Origin of the sequence: Streptomyces sp. NPDC001351 (genome assembly GCF_042896045.1) — a bacterium.
GTDB lineage: Bacteria > Actinomycetota > Actinomycetes > Streptomycetales > Streptomycetaceae > Streptomyces.
Map to the genome: position 1 here is coordinate 103,990 of NZ_JBIAWS010000007.1, position 14,222 is coordinate 118,211.

A 14,222-nucleotide genomic window follows, 5' to 3' on the forward strand; every position below is an offset into this window, starting at 1 on the left:
TCGGGGGGAGTGCTGGTGATGACGTCGGACAGGGTGCCACGCGAACGGCGCATATCGGACCATTCGGCTTGCGTGGCGTCCGCGTACACCGGAGGGTCGAGCCCATGAAGGCCATCAGCTACGCACGGTACGGCGGACCCGAGGTGCTCGAGTACGGCGAGCTGCCCGACCCCAAGATCGGCCCCGACGCGGTTCTCGTCAAGGTCCGCGCGGCCGCCGTCAATCCCGTCGACTGGAAGTGCCGCGAGGGCCACCTCGACGGAATGCTCGACGCCGTCTTCCCGGTCGTGCCCGGCTGGGACGTCTCCGGTGTCGTGGTCCAACCGGGCGTGTCCGTCACGGAGTTCACCGCTGGGGACGAGGTCGTCGGGTATGTGCGGGAGGACTTCCTCTCGCGGGGCACCTTCGCCGAGTACGTCGCCGCTCCCGTGCGCACCCTCGCCCGCAAGCCGCGCAACCTCTCCTTCGAGGAGGCGGCCGGGCTGCCTCTCGCGGGACTCACCGCCTACCAGGTGCTCGTCAAGGCGCTCCAGGTCAAGCGCGGCGAGACCGTCCTGGTGCACGCGGCGGCGGGCGGCGTCGGGTCCATCGCCGTGCAGCTCGCCCGGCATCTCGGCGCCCGCGTGATCGGCACGGCGAGCGAGCGCAACCACGACTTCGTCCGCGGGCTGGGCGGCGAGCCGGTGGAGTACGGCGACGGGCTGGGCGAGCGGGTGCGCGGGCTGGTCCCCGAGGGCGTGGACGCCGTGTTCGACACCGTCGGCGGCGAGACCCTCAAGATTTCGGCCAACCTGCTGGCCCCCGAGGGGCGGCTCGCGTCGATCGCCGACGGCAACGTCGTCGACTACGGCGGCCGCTACTGCTGGGTGCGCCCGGCCGCCGAGGACCTGCTGCGGCTGACCGAGCTGGTGGAGGAAGGGGCGGTGTCCGTGCATGTGTCCCAGGCGTTCCCGCTGGAACGCGCGGCCGACGCGCACCGGCTCAACCAGGAGGGGCGGACGCGGGGGAAGATCGTGGTGACGGTGGACTGGGAGGTGGAACCGGCCGGTTAGCGGACTACCGTGCGAAGGCCCTGGTCAGAAGACCAGTGCCGCTCCACAGGCCGCCAGGGCCACCGTGCACAGGACCGCCGCGGTGGCGTGCCGGGGAGCGAGTGCCAGGGGGCTTCCGGACGACGCCAGGGCGCTTATGCGGCGGTGGGCGACGAGCAGGAAGCCCAGCCAGAGTGCGCAGCACAGGGCGCAGGCGATGATCCCTGCCGCGGAGAGGCCGCCGTGCAGCGCGGTCTTCGTGGCGAGTACGGCGGCCACCGTGCTGGCCAGGGTGGTACGCCGCCAGGCGAGCCGGGTCCGCTCCGGCTGAAGCCCCGGGTCACGCTCCTTACCCGCGCCGGCGGTCATCCCTCCCACCCGACGAGTACGACGACGACCATCGCCACGGCCACCACGGCCACCACGATGCTCAGCAGCGCCGGGAACCGCGAGACCGGCAGATCCTCGCCGCGACGCATGGCCCGCTCGCAGCGCATCCAGTGGTTGACCGCGCGCAGCGAGCACAGCACGCCCGCGCCGAGCAGCGCGAGCGCCAGCCCCACACGCCAGGCCCATTGCAGGTCCGGCAGGAACTGGTCCACCGCGAAGCCGCCGCCGATCAGGGCGAGGGCGGTGCGCAGCCAGGCCAGGAACGTGCGTTCGTTCGCCAGCGAGAAGCGGTAGTCCGGCGTTCCGCCCTCGCGCCGGACCTGTTCCGGGGCGAACCAGAGCCGGACGTTCCGTCCAAATTCGATCACGCTTACGACCTTATCCAGCTTCCGCCGGCGCCGTCGGCCGGGGCCGCCGCCCCCGGGTCCCCGCTTCGGCCCTTAAGGGGCCTTGTCCTCTAGGGGGCCTTGTCCTCAGATGCCGGACGGGCTGACAAGAGCCGCTCGTACGCGGCGAGCCCGTCCGGCACCCACTCCCACTCGCTCAACCGGCGCTGCACCTCCGCCTCCGGCAGGAAGTCGTGCCAGGCCACCTCCTCGGCCTGCGGGCGCACCGGCAGCTCGCAGCGGACCTCGTACACCGCCGACCACCAGGTCCGGCCGGCGCCGTCGTCGTACAGGAACTTGAACAGGAAGCGAGGGCTCGGGAGGCCGCGGACGCCGAGTTCCTCCTCGGCCTCGCGCAGCGCGGCGTCGTCGTAGGACTCGCCGGCGCCGACCACTCCGCCGACCCACATGTCGTAGAGGGAGGGGAAGACCAGCTTGGTGGGGGTGCGGCGGTGGACGAAGAGGCGGCCCTCCGCGTCCCGGGCCTGGATGAAGACGCAGCGGTGGCGCAGGCCCTTCGCGTAGGCCTCGCCGCGGGGGGACTGGCCGATGACCTGGTCGTTCTCGTCGACGATGTCGAGGATTTCGTCTGCGGGGCTCGTCATGCCGCCATCCAAGCAGGACGGCGTCAGCCGCGCTGCAGGGCCTGGACCCGCTCCGGCTTCGTCGTGCCGCTCGGCATGCAGGGGTGCAGGCCCAGGAGGACGATGCCGCCGACGATCGCCGCGAGGCCCGCCGCCTCCCAGGCGAGGGCGCCCGTGTCGGTGCGCAGGCGGTCGCCCAGGAAGCCCACTCCGCACAGGATGCCGGCCAGCGGCTGGGCGGCGGTCAGGGCGGGCAGCGACATCCGCAGGGGCGCGGTCTCGAAGGCGCTCTGCACCAGGATCAGGCCGGCCACCCCGAGCGCCGCCACGCCGTACGGCTGCCAGCCGGTCACCAGCTCGGTGAGGCCGCCCTGGGTGAAGCGCTCGCCGCTGACCCGGGTGAGGGCGTCCTGGACGCCGTAGAGGAGACCCGCGGCAAGGGCGAGGAGGACGGGGGCGGCGCTCAGGCGGGAGCGCTTCGCGTACGTCGTCAGAAGGAGGGCGACGCCGATCATGGCGCCGATGATCAGCCAGTGCCGGAAGGGGTCGGTGACCGCGGTGCCGCCGCGTGGCTCGCCCGCGACGATGAAGGCGGTGACGCCGCCCGCGAGCAGGGCGAGGCCGGCCCAGCCCTGGCGGCCCAGCGGCTGTCTGGTCTGCTTGCGGGAGAGGGCCAGGGCGAACAGGAGGTTGGTGGCGAGGAGCGGTTCGACCAGGGAGATCTCGCCCTGGCTCAGGGCGATCGCCCCGAGGACCATGCCGGCCACCATCAGCGCGATGCCGCCCAGCCAGCGCGGCACCTGCATCAGGTCGAGGAGCAGGCGCGGCGACAGGAAGTCGCTGAGGGGTGCCCGCTGGGCCGCGTTCTGCTGGAGCACGAATCCGAAGCCCAGGCAGCAGGCAGCGCTCACGGCGAGAATCAGAACCAGAACGGACACGCTGCGTACCTCGAGTCAGATAGGCCGGGCCACGGGGTGCGTAGTGGGTGACTGTAGCGTCCCAGGGCCCGGCTTGCCCCTGGGAGTGCCCGGATCGGGCCGTCGACTCGGTCACGTCTCCCCGACGATCAAGGGCGGTGCCGAAGTCGTCCCGCCATGGTGTGGTGCCGGGGCGTGCGGCGCCATGGCGTGCGCCACATGCATGAACTGGTGCGGCGGAACCCACGGGCCCGGTGATCACAAGTGCGCTAGTGGTAACGGAAGTTGACGCGCGTAACAACCGTCCCTCCCTTGACGCAAAGCGTTGGCGGGGGGTTTGCTGTGCGTGACCAGCTGACGGCAAACCGATGTCAGGCCGGACCGATACCAGACGTCGAGCCGCGTCGCGTGAGGAAGATCCCGCGGTGTCCCCACCCCCGCCCCCCTTCGGCCGGGGCCGCAAGCGCGCGGCCCAGACCCTCGACGCGGCCCTCGACGACGCCGAACTCGTCACCGCCCGGGCCGCTTTGACGCAGGGGCGGTGGCAGGCCGCGCGGTCGTTGCTCGTTCAGACGGGGGACGACTGGGATCTGCGCGGGCATCGGGTCACCGTCCTTGCGCTGGAGCCGTACAGTGCCGCCTGGGCGCGGGACTGGTTGCTCGCCGAGCCCGACTCCGCCGATGCCGCCGTGCTGCTCGCGCTCGCCCTCGTCCAGCGCGCCTTACGGGGCAAGGAGAAACCGGAGCGCGCCCGCCAGGCCTGCCGGGACGCCGCCGCGCTCGTGCCCGCCGACCCCACCCCGTGGCTCGGCCTGCTCCTGCTGGAGCGCGGCCCGGGCCCGGACGCCGAGCGGCTCTTCGCCGAGGTCCGCGGACGGTACGCCGACCACCACCACGCTCACCACCTGATGGTCGCCCGCCTCGCCGAACGGCACGCCGACGCCGGCCCGGACCCGCTGCACGAGGTCTACGACTTCGCCAACCGGTCCGCCCTTGACGCCCCCGCCGACTCCCCCCTCGCGATCCTCCCGGTCGTCGCCCACGCCGAGCGCTACCGCGTACTGGCCGCCGCCGGGCACGAGCCCGCCGACCCCGCCGCCTCCGGCCACTGGAGCGGACGCCGGGCCCGGCAGGTGATGAAGGCCGCCTTCGACTGGTGGCTGGAATGGGAGCACGAGGGCCATCCGCGCCGCCTGGTCGACCTCAACTTCCTCGCCCACGCCAAGGTCTGCGAGGGCCGCGGCGCCGAGGCCGCCGCCCTGTTCCACCGCATCGGCGAGCACGCCACCCCCGCCCCCTGGTCGTACCCGGACCGCGATCCGCACTCCGCCTTCCGTGCCGCGCGCGCCACCGCGCTCGGCACGGCGTGACACTCCCGACCCCGACAGAAGGACGGTCCCTCCATGACCACGGGCAGTTCCAACGCGAGCCGAGCCGCCGCGGGCGGCATCAGTACCTATCTGGGGCAGGAGCGCGCCCTGCGCGCCGACCGTCTGGGCGCGGGCGGCCTGCTGCTCTCCGTGCTCGCCGCGACCGCCCCCCTCATGGTGGTCGCGGGTGTCATGCCCACCACATTCGCGGTGATGGGCATCGTCGGGCAGCCCCTGCTCTTCGTCGTCCTCGGTGTGGTCCTGGTCCTCTTCAGCGTCGGCTACGCCGAGATGAGCCGGCACGTCCACAACGCGGGGGCCTTCTACGCGTACATCTCCCGTGGCCTGGGCGGCACCGCAGGGGCGAGCGCGGCCCTCGTCGCCCTCGCTGCCTACAGCGCGCTCCAGGTCGGCATCTACGGCATCTTCGGCTTCGAGGTCTCCAACCTGTTCGCCACCTACGCCGACGTCCAGGTGGCGTGGTGGATACCGGCGCTGGCGGCCGTGGCCGTCGTCGGCCTGCTGGGCTGGCTGAAGATCGACGTCAACGCGCGCGTGCTGGGCGTACTGCTGGTCGTCGAGGTGATCCTCGTCATCATCTTCGACGTCGCCTCGATCGCCGACCCGGCCAAGCAGGGCCTGTCGCTGCACGCCTTCAACCCGGACACCCTCACCGGCGCCGGGGTCGGCACGGCGCTCTGCTTCTGCATCGCGGCCTTCACCGGCTTCGAGCAGGCGCCGGTGTACGCGGAGGAGACCAGCCGGCCGCACCTCCTCGTCCCGCGCGTGATGCTGCTCGCGGTCGGCTTCGTCACCGTCTTCTTCGCGATCAGCTCCTGGGCGTACACCGTGGCCGCCGGCCCCTCCGCGATCGTCGGCGCCGCGCAGAAGGAGAGCGCCGGGCTGCTGTTCTCCCTCACCGAGTCCCGGCTCGGCTCCACGTTCACCGACGTCCTGCACGTCCTGTTCGTGACCGGCATGTTCGCCGCCCTGCTCAGCTTCCACAACGTGGTCGCCCGGTACGCCTTCGCGATGGGCCGCGAGGGACTGCTGCCGCGCACCTTCGGCCGTACCACGGGCACGAGCGGCGCGCCCGGCACCGGGTCCCTGCTGCAGACCGTCGTCTCCGCGGTCGTCGTGATCGCCTTCGCGGTCGCCGACGACAAACCGACCGGCGACCCGACCGCACCCGTCCTGCACCTGTTCACCTGGCTCGGCAACATCGGCGCGCTCGGCGTGATCCTGCTGATGGCTGCCGCCTCCGTGTCGGTGATCGTCTTCTTCGCCCGGCGCGGCGCGGCGGGCGCCCAGGCCTGGCGGCTGGTCACCTCCGCCCTTGCGGCCGTCGCCCTGCTGGTGATCGCCGGCTACACGGTCAAGGACTTCGACGTCCTGGTCGGCGCCGGCCCGGGCTCGACGCTGAGCTGGGCGCTGCCCGGCATCATCGGCCTCGCCCTGGTCGCCGGCCTGGCCCAGGGCCTGCTGCTGCGCTCCCGCTCACCCGAGGCGCACGCCCGCATCGGGCTCGGCAACGAGGCGTTCCAGCTGGACAAGGCGGCGCAGGAGGCGTCGTGACGCCTCCCCGTACGGGTGGCTTTCTGAGAAGCCCGTAAGAAGTCATTACGGAACCCTGACGAGCACCCGCGATTCCTGGTCCCGCCGGGCCCGCGGGTGTTCGAATGGATACGTGAACTCCGAACAACCCGAGGAGCCGGGCACCCCGCAGCCACCGCCGGAGCGCGGCACTCCGGTCGGCCGCCGTGTTCTGCTCGGCACCATCGGCCTGGGCGCCCTCGGCGTGGTCGCCGCGCCCGCCCTGCAGCGCACCCTGGAGGGCTTCCTCGGCGCGGCCGCCGAGAGGGACCCCACCGGCCTGACCGGCCTGCTGCCCAACGGCGGCGGCTTCCGCTACTACTCGGTCACCTCCTCCGTACCGCACAAGAACGCCACGAACTACCGCCTCACCGTCGACGGCCTCGTCGACCGCCCGAAGACCTACACCCTCGACGACCTGCGCGCCCTTCCCCAGACCCGGCTGGTCAAGGACGTCCAGTGCGTCACCGGCTGGCGGGTCCCGGGCACGCCCTTCGAGGGGGTGCGGCTGTCCCGGCTGCTGGACGCCGCGGGAGTGCGCTCCACGGCCGGGGCGGTCCGCTTCACCTGCTTCGACGGCGCGTACACCGAGAGCCTCACCCTCGACCAGGCCCGCCGCTCCGACGTCCTGGTCGCGCTGCGCATGCAGGACAAGAACATCGGCCACGACCACGGCGGCCCGGTCCGCCTCTACGTGGCGCCCATGTATTTCTACAAGTCCGCCAAGTGGCTGTCCGGCATCACCGTCACCGAGGACGTGAAGCCGGGCTACTGGGAGGACCGCGGCTACGACGTCGACGCCTGGGTCGGCCACTCGAACGGGCGGGACGATGAGCCTACGAGCTGAGGCGCACACACCGCCGGTCGCCGGGGTCCGCCGGTTCGGCCCCGTGCAGCGCTGGGTGCACCGCACGACGGCCGCGCTGATGGGTGTGTGCGTCGTGACCGCGGCCTTCCTCTACATCCCGCAGTTCGCCGAACTCGTCGGCCGCCGGGAGCTGGTGGTCCGCGTCCACGAGTGCGCGGGGCTCGCCCTGCCGGTGCCCGTGCTGGTGGGCCTGTTCTCCCGCCACTTCCGCGCCGACCTGGGGCATCTGAACCGCTTCGGACCGCACGACAGGGTCTGGCTGCGGGCGGCTCTGCGCCGGGACAAGCGGCGGTCGTCGCGTCCGGCGGCGAAGTTCAACGCCGGGCAGAAGATCTACGCGGCGTGGATCGCCGGGGCCACGGTGGTGATGCTCGGTACCGGGCTGATCATGTGGTTCACCCATCTGGCGCCGCTGATGTGGCGTACCAGTGCGACGTTCGTCCATGACTGGCTGGCCCTGACGATCGGGATCGTGCTCGCCGGGCACATCGGGATGGCGATCGGGGATCCCGAGGCGCGGAGCGGGCTACGGACCGGCCGGGTGAGCCGGGAGTGGGCCGAGCGGGAGCATCCCTTGTGGCGTCCCTGAGGATGCCTCCGGCGGTGGCGAGGGGACCACGGTGGGTTTCGCCACCGTGAAGGCGTCTTTTAGCTGGGCCTCGGTGCTTCCGTAACGTACGACTACGTCCACCGTGCATTCGTCTGCGGCGCCGTTGTGGCTGGTCGCGCAGTTCCCCGCGCCCCTAAAGGCCGCTGCAGCACCGCCCAGTGACGGTACTGCGGCGGATATCATCAGCTCGTCGCCCGTCTGTGACCGCAATGCGGGCGGTCCGGCGGTCTGCTGGCCGCCGATGAACACGGTCCCGTAGTGCAGCAGTTCGACGGGGTCGAAGAAGGTGCCCCGCAGTTCGATGGTGATCGTGTCGCCCGGCTGGGCCTTGCCGTCGCCGCCCGTGTCCACGGCGGCGATCCTGTACGAGCAGGCGGGTGTGCTGCCCGAGGACGGCTTCAACTGCACGGTGGTGTGCGGGTGTTGGCGGTGGAAGTCCAGCAGGCCGCCGAGCACCGCGTAGGCGGCGCGGCCCTTGCAGGTGTCTGCCTTGCCTGCGAGGGACGCGTACTCCCTCGCCGCCGTGTCCCAGCTCCCGCCCTTGCCCTGCGCGGTCAGACAGGCGGTCGCGAGGGCGTGCAGCAGCCGCCACTGCGGGTCCGTGGAGGCCGTGGGGATCGCCTTGAGGGCGGTCCCGCACTGGCCGGGGTCGCGCAGTTGGTCGTAGACGCTCGACGGGTCCGGTGTGGTGTCGGCGTTGGGCGAGACAGGGCCCGGCGGGAGCCAAGCGGGGCTCAGGAGCGGCCTGTTGCTCGGGGAGGCGCCACTCGGCGACGGAGTGGCAGCAGGCGGGTGGCCCCGGCCGCTCGGCAGTGCGGTGCCGCTCGCTTCTCCTGCGGGTGACTGCCGAGGCGTGGGGGAGGGCGACGCGACGCCGTTCGACGGCCCCGCGGTCACGATCGAGCTGCCCCCGCCCCGGCTGTCCGGCGGGCCACTCCCGTCACCTGTGAAGGCCGCGACGGCCACCGCCACCGCTCCGACCACGAGCAGCCCCGAGATACGCGTCCCGAGGGAAACCGCCATGACGCCCCCCGACCCCCAGCGCCCCTGGAGGCCGTGCCCAGGGGTCCCCTCATCATCGGGTCGGCCCCGGCGGCGGGGAAGCCGCCTCGGGCTGATTCTTGGGGAAAATTCAGGATGCGAAGTCGAGCAGCACCTTGCAGGAACGGCTGCGGTCCGCGGCCAGGGCGAACGCCGACTCCGCCTCCCGGACCGGGAGCACCGCGCTGACCAGCCCGTCGAAGGCCGGCTCGGCGGCGAGCAGCCGCAGCGCCTCGTCGAACTCCGTGTCGAAGCGGAACGCTCCCCGCAGCTCGATCTCCCGGCTCACGACCAGGTTCCCGGCGAAGGGACTCGGCCCCGGCGGCAGCATCCCGAGCTGCACGACGACCCCGCCGCGCCGCACCAGACGCAGACAGGTGTCCAGGCCCGCGGCCACCCCGGACGCCTCCACCGCCACGTCCACCTCGGACGGCCGGCCGGCATCCTCCGGATCGTCGGCCCGTACGAGGCTGTCCGCGCCCGCGGCACGTGCGTACTCCAGGGCCGCCGGGAGGAGGTCGGTGACCGTCACCCGTGCGGCGCCCGCCGCCTTCGCCGCCGCGACCACGAGGCAGCCGATGGGCCCGGCGCCGGTGACCAGGACATGCCTGCCGTGCACGTCTTGGGCCCGGCGGACCGCGTGCAGGGCGACGGCGAGCGGCTCGGCGAGGGCTGCCCGGCGCAGGCCGAGACCCTCCGGCAGCGGCCTCAACTGCTGGGCCGGTACGACGACCTGGGCCGCGAAGCCGCCCTGTACGTGCGGGAAGCGGGCCGCGCTGCCGAGGTAGCGGGTGTCCCGGCAGACGTTGCGGCGTCCCTCCACGCATTCCGGGCACACGTCGCACGGGGTCGCCGGGTGCACCGCGACCGCCGTGCCCACGGCCGGGCCCGTCGCGTCCGGGGATCCGTACGCGACGACCGTCCCGACCACCTCGTGGCCCAGCAGCATCGGCTCCTTCAGGCGGAAGTCGCCGACCCCGCCGTGCTTCCAGTAGTGCAGGTCGGAGCCGCAGACGCCGCCGTAGCGGACGGCGACCAGCGCCTGGCCGGGGCCGGGCTCGGGGACCGGCAGCTCGTCGACGCGCAGGTCGTCCTGGCCGTGGATCACACAACCGAGCATCTGGGCAGCCCCTCTCACAGCACGCTCGTCATTCCGCCGTCCACGTACAGCACCTGTCCGCTGACGAAGTCCGCGGCGGGCGAGGCGAGGAACAGCACGCCGCCCACCAGGTCCTCCGTGCGTCCCCAGCGGCCGGCCGGGGTGCGGCGGCGCACCCAGGCGCTGAACTCCTCGTCCTCGACGAGGGGTTGGGTCAGCTCGGTCTCGATGTAGCCGGGGCCGAGTCCGTTGACCTGCACGCCGTGCGGGCCCCAGTCGGCGCACATGCCCTTGGTGAGCATCTTCAGGGCACCCTTGGTGGCCGCGTAGGGCGCGATGCCGGGGCGGACCACCTCGCTCTGCAGCGAGCAGATGTTCACGATCTTGCCGTGGCCGCGTTCCGTCATCCGGCGGGCCACCTCGCGGCCGACCAGGAACGCGCTGGTGAGGTTGGTGTTCAGGATGCGGTGCCAGTCGCTGTCCGTGAACTCGAGGAGCGGGGCGCGCAGTTGCATTCCCGCGTTGTTGACCAGGATGTCGAGCGGGCCGACCCGCTCCTCGACGTCCGCTGTGCCGGCGGCCACCGATGGGCCGTCGGTGACGTCGAACACGGCCGTGTGGACGTCGCCGGGCAGCTCCGCGGCCGCCTTGGTGAGGCGGTCCGCGTCGCGGCCGTTGAGGACCACCGTGCAGCCGGCCTCCGCGAGGCCCCGGGCCAGGGCCAGCCCGATACCGCGGCTGGAACCGGTGACGAGGGCCGTACGGCCGCTGATGTCGAAGAGCGGGTGACTCATTCCCGTACCCCTAGATGACGAGTGAGAGGAGGAGGACCAGACCGCCCGCGACCACCGAGATGATCGTCTCCATGACGGACCAGGTCTTGACGGTCTGGCCGACGGTCAGGCCGAAGTACTCCTTGACCAGCCAGAATCCGGCGTCGTTGACATGGCTGAAGAAGAGCGAGCCGGCGCCTATGGCCAGGACCAGCAGGGCCGTGTGCGCGGTCGACATGTCGGCCGCGAGCGGGGCCACCAGGCCGGCCGCCGAGACCGTCGCCACGGTCGCCGAGCCGGTCGCCAGGCGGATGCCCACCGCGATCAGCCAGGCCAGCAGCAGCGCCGGGATCGACCAGTCCTTGGAGATGTCCAGGATCATCTGGCCCACACCGGTGTCGATCAGCGTCTGCTTGAAGCCGCCGCCCGCGCCGACGATCAGCAGGATGCCCGCGATGGGCGCGAGGCCCTTCTCGACCAGAGGAGTCAGCCGCTCCTTGCCGAAGCCCGCCGGCCTGAGCAGCGTGAAGATGCCGACCAGCACCGTGGCGAGCAGGGCGATCAGCGGGGAGCCGATGACGTCGAAGACGCGCTGGGTGAGGTTCGTCGGGTCGTCGATCACGATGTCGACCAGTGCCTTGGAGAGCATCAGGACGACCGGGAGGAGGATCGTGGCGAGGGTGGCGCCGAAGCCGGGGCGCTGCTCCAGTTCCTCCGAGGCGCGCTGCGGAAGCATCCGGTCGGGCGCCGGAACGTCCACCCAGCGGGCGGCGAACTTGGAGAACAGCGGTCCGGCGATGATCACCGTCGGGATGGCTATGAGGACGCCGAGGGCCAGCGTGACACCCAGGTTGGCCTTGACCGCGTCGATCGCGACCAGCGGGCCGGGGTGCGGCGGGACCAGACCGTGCATCACCGAGAGGCCCGCGAGGGCCGGGATGCCGATCCGCATCAGCGAGTAGTTGCCGCGCTTGGCGACCATCAGCACGACCGGGATCAGCAGCACGACACCGACCTCGAAGAACAGCGGCAGCCCGATCACCGAGGCGATCAGCACCATCGCCCACGGCATCGCCCGGCCACCCGCCTTCGCGAGGATCGTGTCGACGATCTGATCCGCACCGCCGGAGTCGGCGAGCATCTTGCCGAGGATCGCACCGAGCGCGATCAGTACGCCCACACCGGCGACCGTGGTGCCGAGACCGGTGGTGAAGCTGGTGAGGACCTTGTCGAGGGGCGCTCCGGCGATCGCGCCGAGCGCCAGCGAGCCGATGGTCAGGGACAGGAAGGCATGCAGCTTGAACTTGGTGATGAGCAGGACGATGACGGCGATGCCCGCCAGTACGGCGAGGCCCAGCTGAGCGTGGCCGGCCGAGGTGATCGGCGCGGGTGCGTCCGCTGCCAGCATCTCAACGCTGAGTCTGGTCACGGGGGTTCCCTTGCAGGTACGGGGATGGGGGAGGAGTGCGGGGGGTGGGTGCTACGCGGCCGGGTGAGGAAGGGCGTCCAGTGCCTCCACGGCCCGGGCGGTGATCTCCTCGGGGCTCCCGGTGACGTCCACCGCGACCCCCGCCTCGTCCGGCTGGAGCGGCTGGAGCGTGGCGAACTGGGAGTCGAGCAGCGCCGTGGGCATGAAGTGACCCTGTCGGTGCGCCATCCGGTCCTCGATGAGGGCCCGGTCGCCCGTCAGGTGCACGAAGACGACACCGGGGGCGGCGGCCCTGAGCCGGTCGCGGTACGACCGCTTCAGCGCCGAGCAGCTGACCACCCCGCCGAGCCCGGCCCGCCCGTGCGCCCAGGCACCGATGGCGTCGAGCCAGGGCCACCGGTCCTCGTCGTCGAGCGGGACGCCGGCCGACATCTTGTCGATGTTGGCCGGCGGGTGGAAGTCGTCGGCCTCGGCGTACGGAACGCCGAGCCGGGCCGCGAGGAGGGGACCGATGGTGGTCTTGCCGGTGCCCGCGACGCCCATGACCACGACGACATGGGGGGTGCGCAGCTGCTGCATGGTGCTCTCACTGTCTTCTTCGACATCCGGACGCCGGCCGTTCAACCGACGCCGACGTCACTGAAACCGATTAGGTACGACGAATTCAAGACCCTGTGACATATAAGTCTGACTTTTTGTTCCCGTGACCTGCCCCGTACGCTGAGCGCATGACCACTCCGGGCCGGGGTCTGCACGGCCATGTACTGGACTCCCTCGGCCCCGCGATCACTGCGGGCGAGTACCCCCCGGGCAGCGTTCTGCGCACCGACGAGCTCGCCCAGCGCTTCGACGTGTCACGCTCGGTGATGCGCGAGGCCGTCCGGGTGCTCGAATCCATGCACCTGGTCGAGTCGCGGCGGCGGGTCGGTGTCATCGTGCGCCCGAAGTCCGAGTGGAACGTCTACGACCCGCAGGTCATCCGCTGGCGGCTGGCCGGCGCCGACCGCCCCCACCAGCTGCGCTCGCTGACCGTCCTGCGCTCGGCCGTCGAGCCGGTCGCCGCGGGCCTCGCCGCCAGGAACGCGTCCGCCGAGCAGTGCGCCGAACTCACCGAGTGCGCGCTCGGGATGGTCGCCAACTCCCGCGGCCACAGGCTGGAGGAGTACCTCGTCCACGACATGGCCTTCCACCGGGTGATCCTCGTGGCGTCCGGCAACGAGATGTTCGCCCGGCTCGGTGACGTCGTGGCCGAGGTCCTCGCGGGCCGCACCCATCACGAGGTCATGTTCGAGGACCCCGACCCGGCCGCCGTCACCCTGCACGTCCAGGTCGCCGAGGCGGTCCGCGAGGGCGACGCGGCCCGCGCGGAGAAACTGACCCGCGAGATCACGGTGGGCGCGCTGCAGGAACTCGACATCCTGGCGCCCTGATCCTGCGCCTCTACGCCTCGGGGAACTCCCCGTCGACGTACACCCAGGCCCCCTCGACCCTCCCCCAGCCTCCGGCCGGGGGGACCCCCATCTCGCTTCGCTCGAACCGGCTGCGCTCCAGCAGTGAGCCGCCCTCGTACGAGGCGCGGAAGGTCACCGTGCCCGTGGCGTGGAACGCCGAGCCGTCGGTGGTGTCGAGGATCTCCAGGCCCGTCCAGCGCATGCCGGGATCGAGTGTGAGCGTCGCCGGGCGGGTACTCGGGTGCCAAGTCCTGAGCAGGTACTGATCGTTGAGCTTCACGAAGGCGCTGTAGCGCGAACGCATCAGCGCTTCGGCCGTGGGTGCCGCGGCCTCACCCCGGTGGAATCGGCCACAGCACGTTTCGTACGTCTCCGCAAGACCGCAAGGGCAGGAGGGCTTGTGAACGGGGGCGGAGCCGTGCTGCCGCCGGGATTGCGAGCTACGTCGGGACATGTGCTCCATTCTGCTGCACCAAGGGCTGTGTGAAATCTGTGAAGCGCCTGTTCCGACACGCGCACATCCGGTGCGAGTTGTGCACACCCGCCTTCATCGAACCTCCTTTCGGACTGGCGTGAACACGCCTTGTTCCCTCAAGGGTCAACTCGCAGTCTGGGCACAGCACTTGAGCATCAGGAGTCACAAGCGTGCGTGCTTGACCCGGGCGGCCGTCCGTCCGGGG

General features: G+C 71.7%; 16 protein-coding genes. 6 read left to right on the plus strand and 10 right to left on the minus strand.

Annotation, left to right across the window (positions count from 1 at the left end):
* Positions 1 to 104 precede the first annotated feature (104 nt).
* The gene (locus tag ACFY1U_RS25845; RefSeq protein WP_390696514.1) at positions 105 to 1,052 is read left to right on the plus strand and encodes an NADP-dependent oxidoreductase; all 948 of its coding nucleotides are present in this window, start codon (positions 105 to 107) and stop codon (positions 1,050 to 1,052) included.
* Positions 1,053 to 1,076: 24 nt separating this feature from the next.
* On the opposite strand, the gene ACFY1U_RS25850 is transcribed toward ACFY1U_RS25845, so the two are convergent.
* The 4 genes from ACFY1U_RS25850 to ACFY1U_RS25865 all read right to left on the minus strand — a co-directional run bounded on the left by ACFY1U_RS25850 (position 1,077) and on the right by ACFY1U_RS25865 (position 3,329).
* The gene (locus ACFY1U_RS25850; RefSeq protein ID WP_390696515.1) at positions 1,077 to 1,400 is read right to left on the minus strand and encodes a DUF202 domain-containing protein; all 324 of its coding nucleotides are present in this window, start codon (positions 1,398 to 1,400) and stop codon (positions 1,077 to 1,079) included.
* The gene (locus ACFY1U_RS25855; protein ID WP_390696516.1) at positions 1,397 to 1,789 is read right to left on the minus strand and encodes a YidH family protein; all 393 of its coding nucleotides are present in this window, start codon (positions 1,787 to 1,789) and stop codon (positions 1,397 to 1,399) included. The genes ACFY1U_RS25850 and ACFY1U_RS25855 overlap by 4 nt, the downstream gene beginning before the upstream one ends.
* 89 nt (positions 1,790 to 1,878) lie before the next feature.
* Complete coding sequence (locus ACFY1U_RS25860; protein ID WP_390696517.1) at positions 1,879 to 2,412, minus strand: NUDIX hydrolase; 534 nt, start codon at positions 2,410 to 2,412, stop codon at positions 1,879 to 1,881.
* A gap of 23 nt (positions 2,413 to 2,435) precedes the next feature.
* Positions 2,436 to 3,329 carry a DMT family transporter gene (locus ACFY1U_RS25865; protein ID WP_390696518.1) on the minus strand — a complete coding sequence of 298 codons (894 nt, stop codon included), beginning with the start codon at positions 3,327 to 3,329 and terminating at the stop codon, positions 2,436 to 2,438.
* A 404-nt stretch (positions 3,330 to 3,733) separates the two neighbouring features.
* On the opposite strand from ACFY1U_RS25865, the gene ACFY1U_RS25870 reads away from it, so the two are divergent.
* From ACFY1U_RS25870 to ACFY1U_RS25885, 4 genes are all read left to right on the plus strand, one after another.
* The gene (locus ACFY1U_RS25870; protein WP_390696519.1) at positions 3,734 to 4,678 is read left to right on the plus strand and encodes a hypothetical protein; all 945 of its coding nucleotides are present in this window, start codon (positions 3,734 to 3,736) and stop codon (positions 4,676 to 4,678) included.
* A 33-nt stretch (positions 4,679 to 4,711) separates the two neighbouring features.
* Positions 4,712 to 6,253, plus strand: coding sequence for an APC family permease (locus tag ACFY1U_RS25875; protein WP_390696520.1), 1,542 nt, complete (start codon positions 4,712 to 4,714; stop codon positions 6,251 to 6,253).
* Between the two features lie 112 nt (positions 6,254 to 6,365).
* Positions 6,366 to 7,118 (plus strand): molybdopterin-dependent oxidoreductase, encoded by a 753-nt coding sequence (locus tag ACFY1U_RS25880; protein WP_390696521.1) that lies wholly within the window; start codon positions 6,366 to 6,368, stop codon positions 7,116 to 7,118.
* A complete protein-coding gene (locus ACFY1U_RS25885; protein WP_390696522.1) occupies positions 7,102 to 7,728 on the plus strand; it encodes a cytochrome b/b6 domain-containing protein in 627 nt (208 codons plus the stop codon). Before ACFY1U_RS25880 ends, ACFY1U_RS25885 begins: the two co-directional genes overlap by 17 nt.
* Here ACFY1U_RS25885 and ACFY1U_RS25890 read toward each other — a convergent pair.
* The 5 genes from ACFY1U_RS25890 to ACFY1U_RS25910 form a co-directional block, all read right to left on the minus strand.
* Positions 7,666 to 8,772 (minus strand): hypothetical protein, encoded by a 1,107-nt coding sequence (locus ACFY1U_RS25890; RefSeq protein WP_390696523.1) that lies wholly within the window; start codon positions 8,770 to 8,772, stop codon positions 7,666 to 7,668. The genes ACFY1U_RS25885 and ACFY1U_RS25890 overlap by 63 nt on opposite strands.
* 109 nt (positions 8,773 to 8,881) lie before the next feature.
* Complete coding sequence (locus ACFY1U_RS25895; protein ID WP_390696524.1) at positions 8,882 to 9,910, minus strand: L-idonate 5-dehydrogenase; 1,029 nt, start codon at positions 9,908 to 9,910, stop codon at positions 8,882 to 8,884.
* Positions 9,911 to 9,924: 14 nt separating this feature from the next.
* Positions 9,925 to 10,683, minus strand: a complete 759-nt coding sequence (locus ACFY1U_RS25900) for an SDR family oxidoreductase (RefSeq protein WP_390696525.1) — start codon at positions 10,681 to 10,683, stop codon at positions 9,925 to 9,927.
* Positions 10,684 to 10,693: 10 nt separating this feature from the next.
* The gene (locus tag ACFY1U_RS25905) at positions 10,694 to 12,091 is read right to left on the minus strand and encodes a GntP family permease (protein WP_390696526.1); all 1,398 of its coding nucleotides are present in this window, start codon (positions 12,089 to 12,091) and stop codon (positions 10,694 to 10,696) included.
* Positions 12,092 to 12,142: 51 nt separating this feature from the next.
* Positions 12,143 to 12,661, minus strand: coding sequence for a gluconokinase (locus tag ACFY1U_RS25910; RefSeq protein ID WP_390696863.1), 519 nt, complete (start codon positions 12,659 to 12,661; stop codon positions 12,143 to 12,145).
* A gap of 158 nt (positions 12,662 to 12,819) precedes the next feature.
* On the opposite strand from ACFY1U_RS25910, the gene ACFY1U_RS25915 reads away from it, so the two are divergent.
* Positions 12,820 to 13,521, plus strand: coding sequence for a FadR/GntR family transcriptional regulator (locus ACFY1U_RS25915; RefSeq protein WP_390696527.1), 702 nt, complete (start codon positions 12,820 to 12,822; stop codon positions 13,519 to 13,521).
* 10 nt (positions 13,522 to 13,531) lie between these two features.
* Here the strand turns inward: ACFY1U_RS25915 and ACFY1U_RS25920 are convergent, their stop codons facing one another.
* Positions 13,532 to 13,996 carry a YchJ family protein gene (locus ACFY1U_RS25920; protein ID WP_390696528.1) on the minus strand — a complete coding sequence of 155 codons (465 nt, stop codon included), beginning with the start codon at positions 13,994 to 13,996 and terminating at the stop codon, positions 13,532 to 13,534.
* Positions 13,997 to 14,222: the final 226 nt, after the last annotated feature.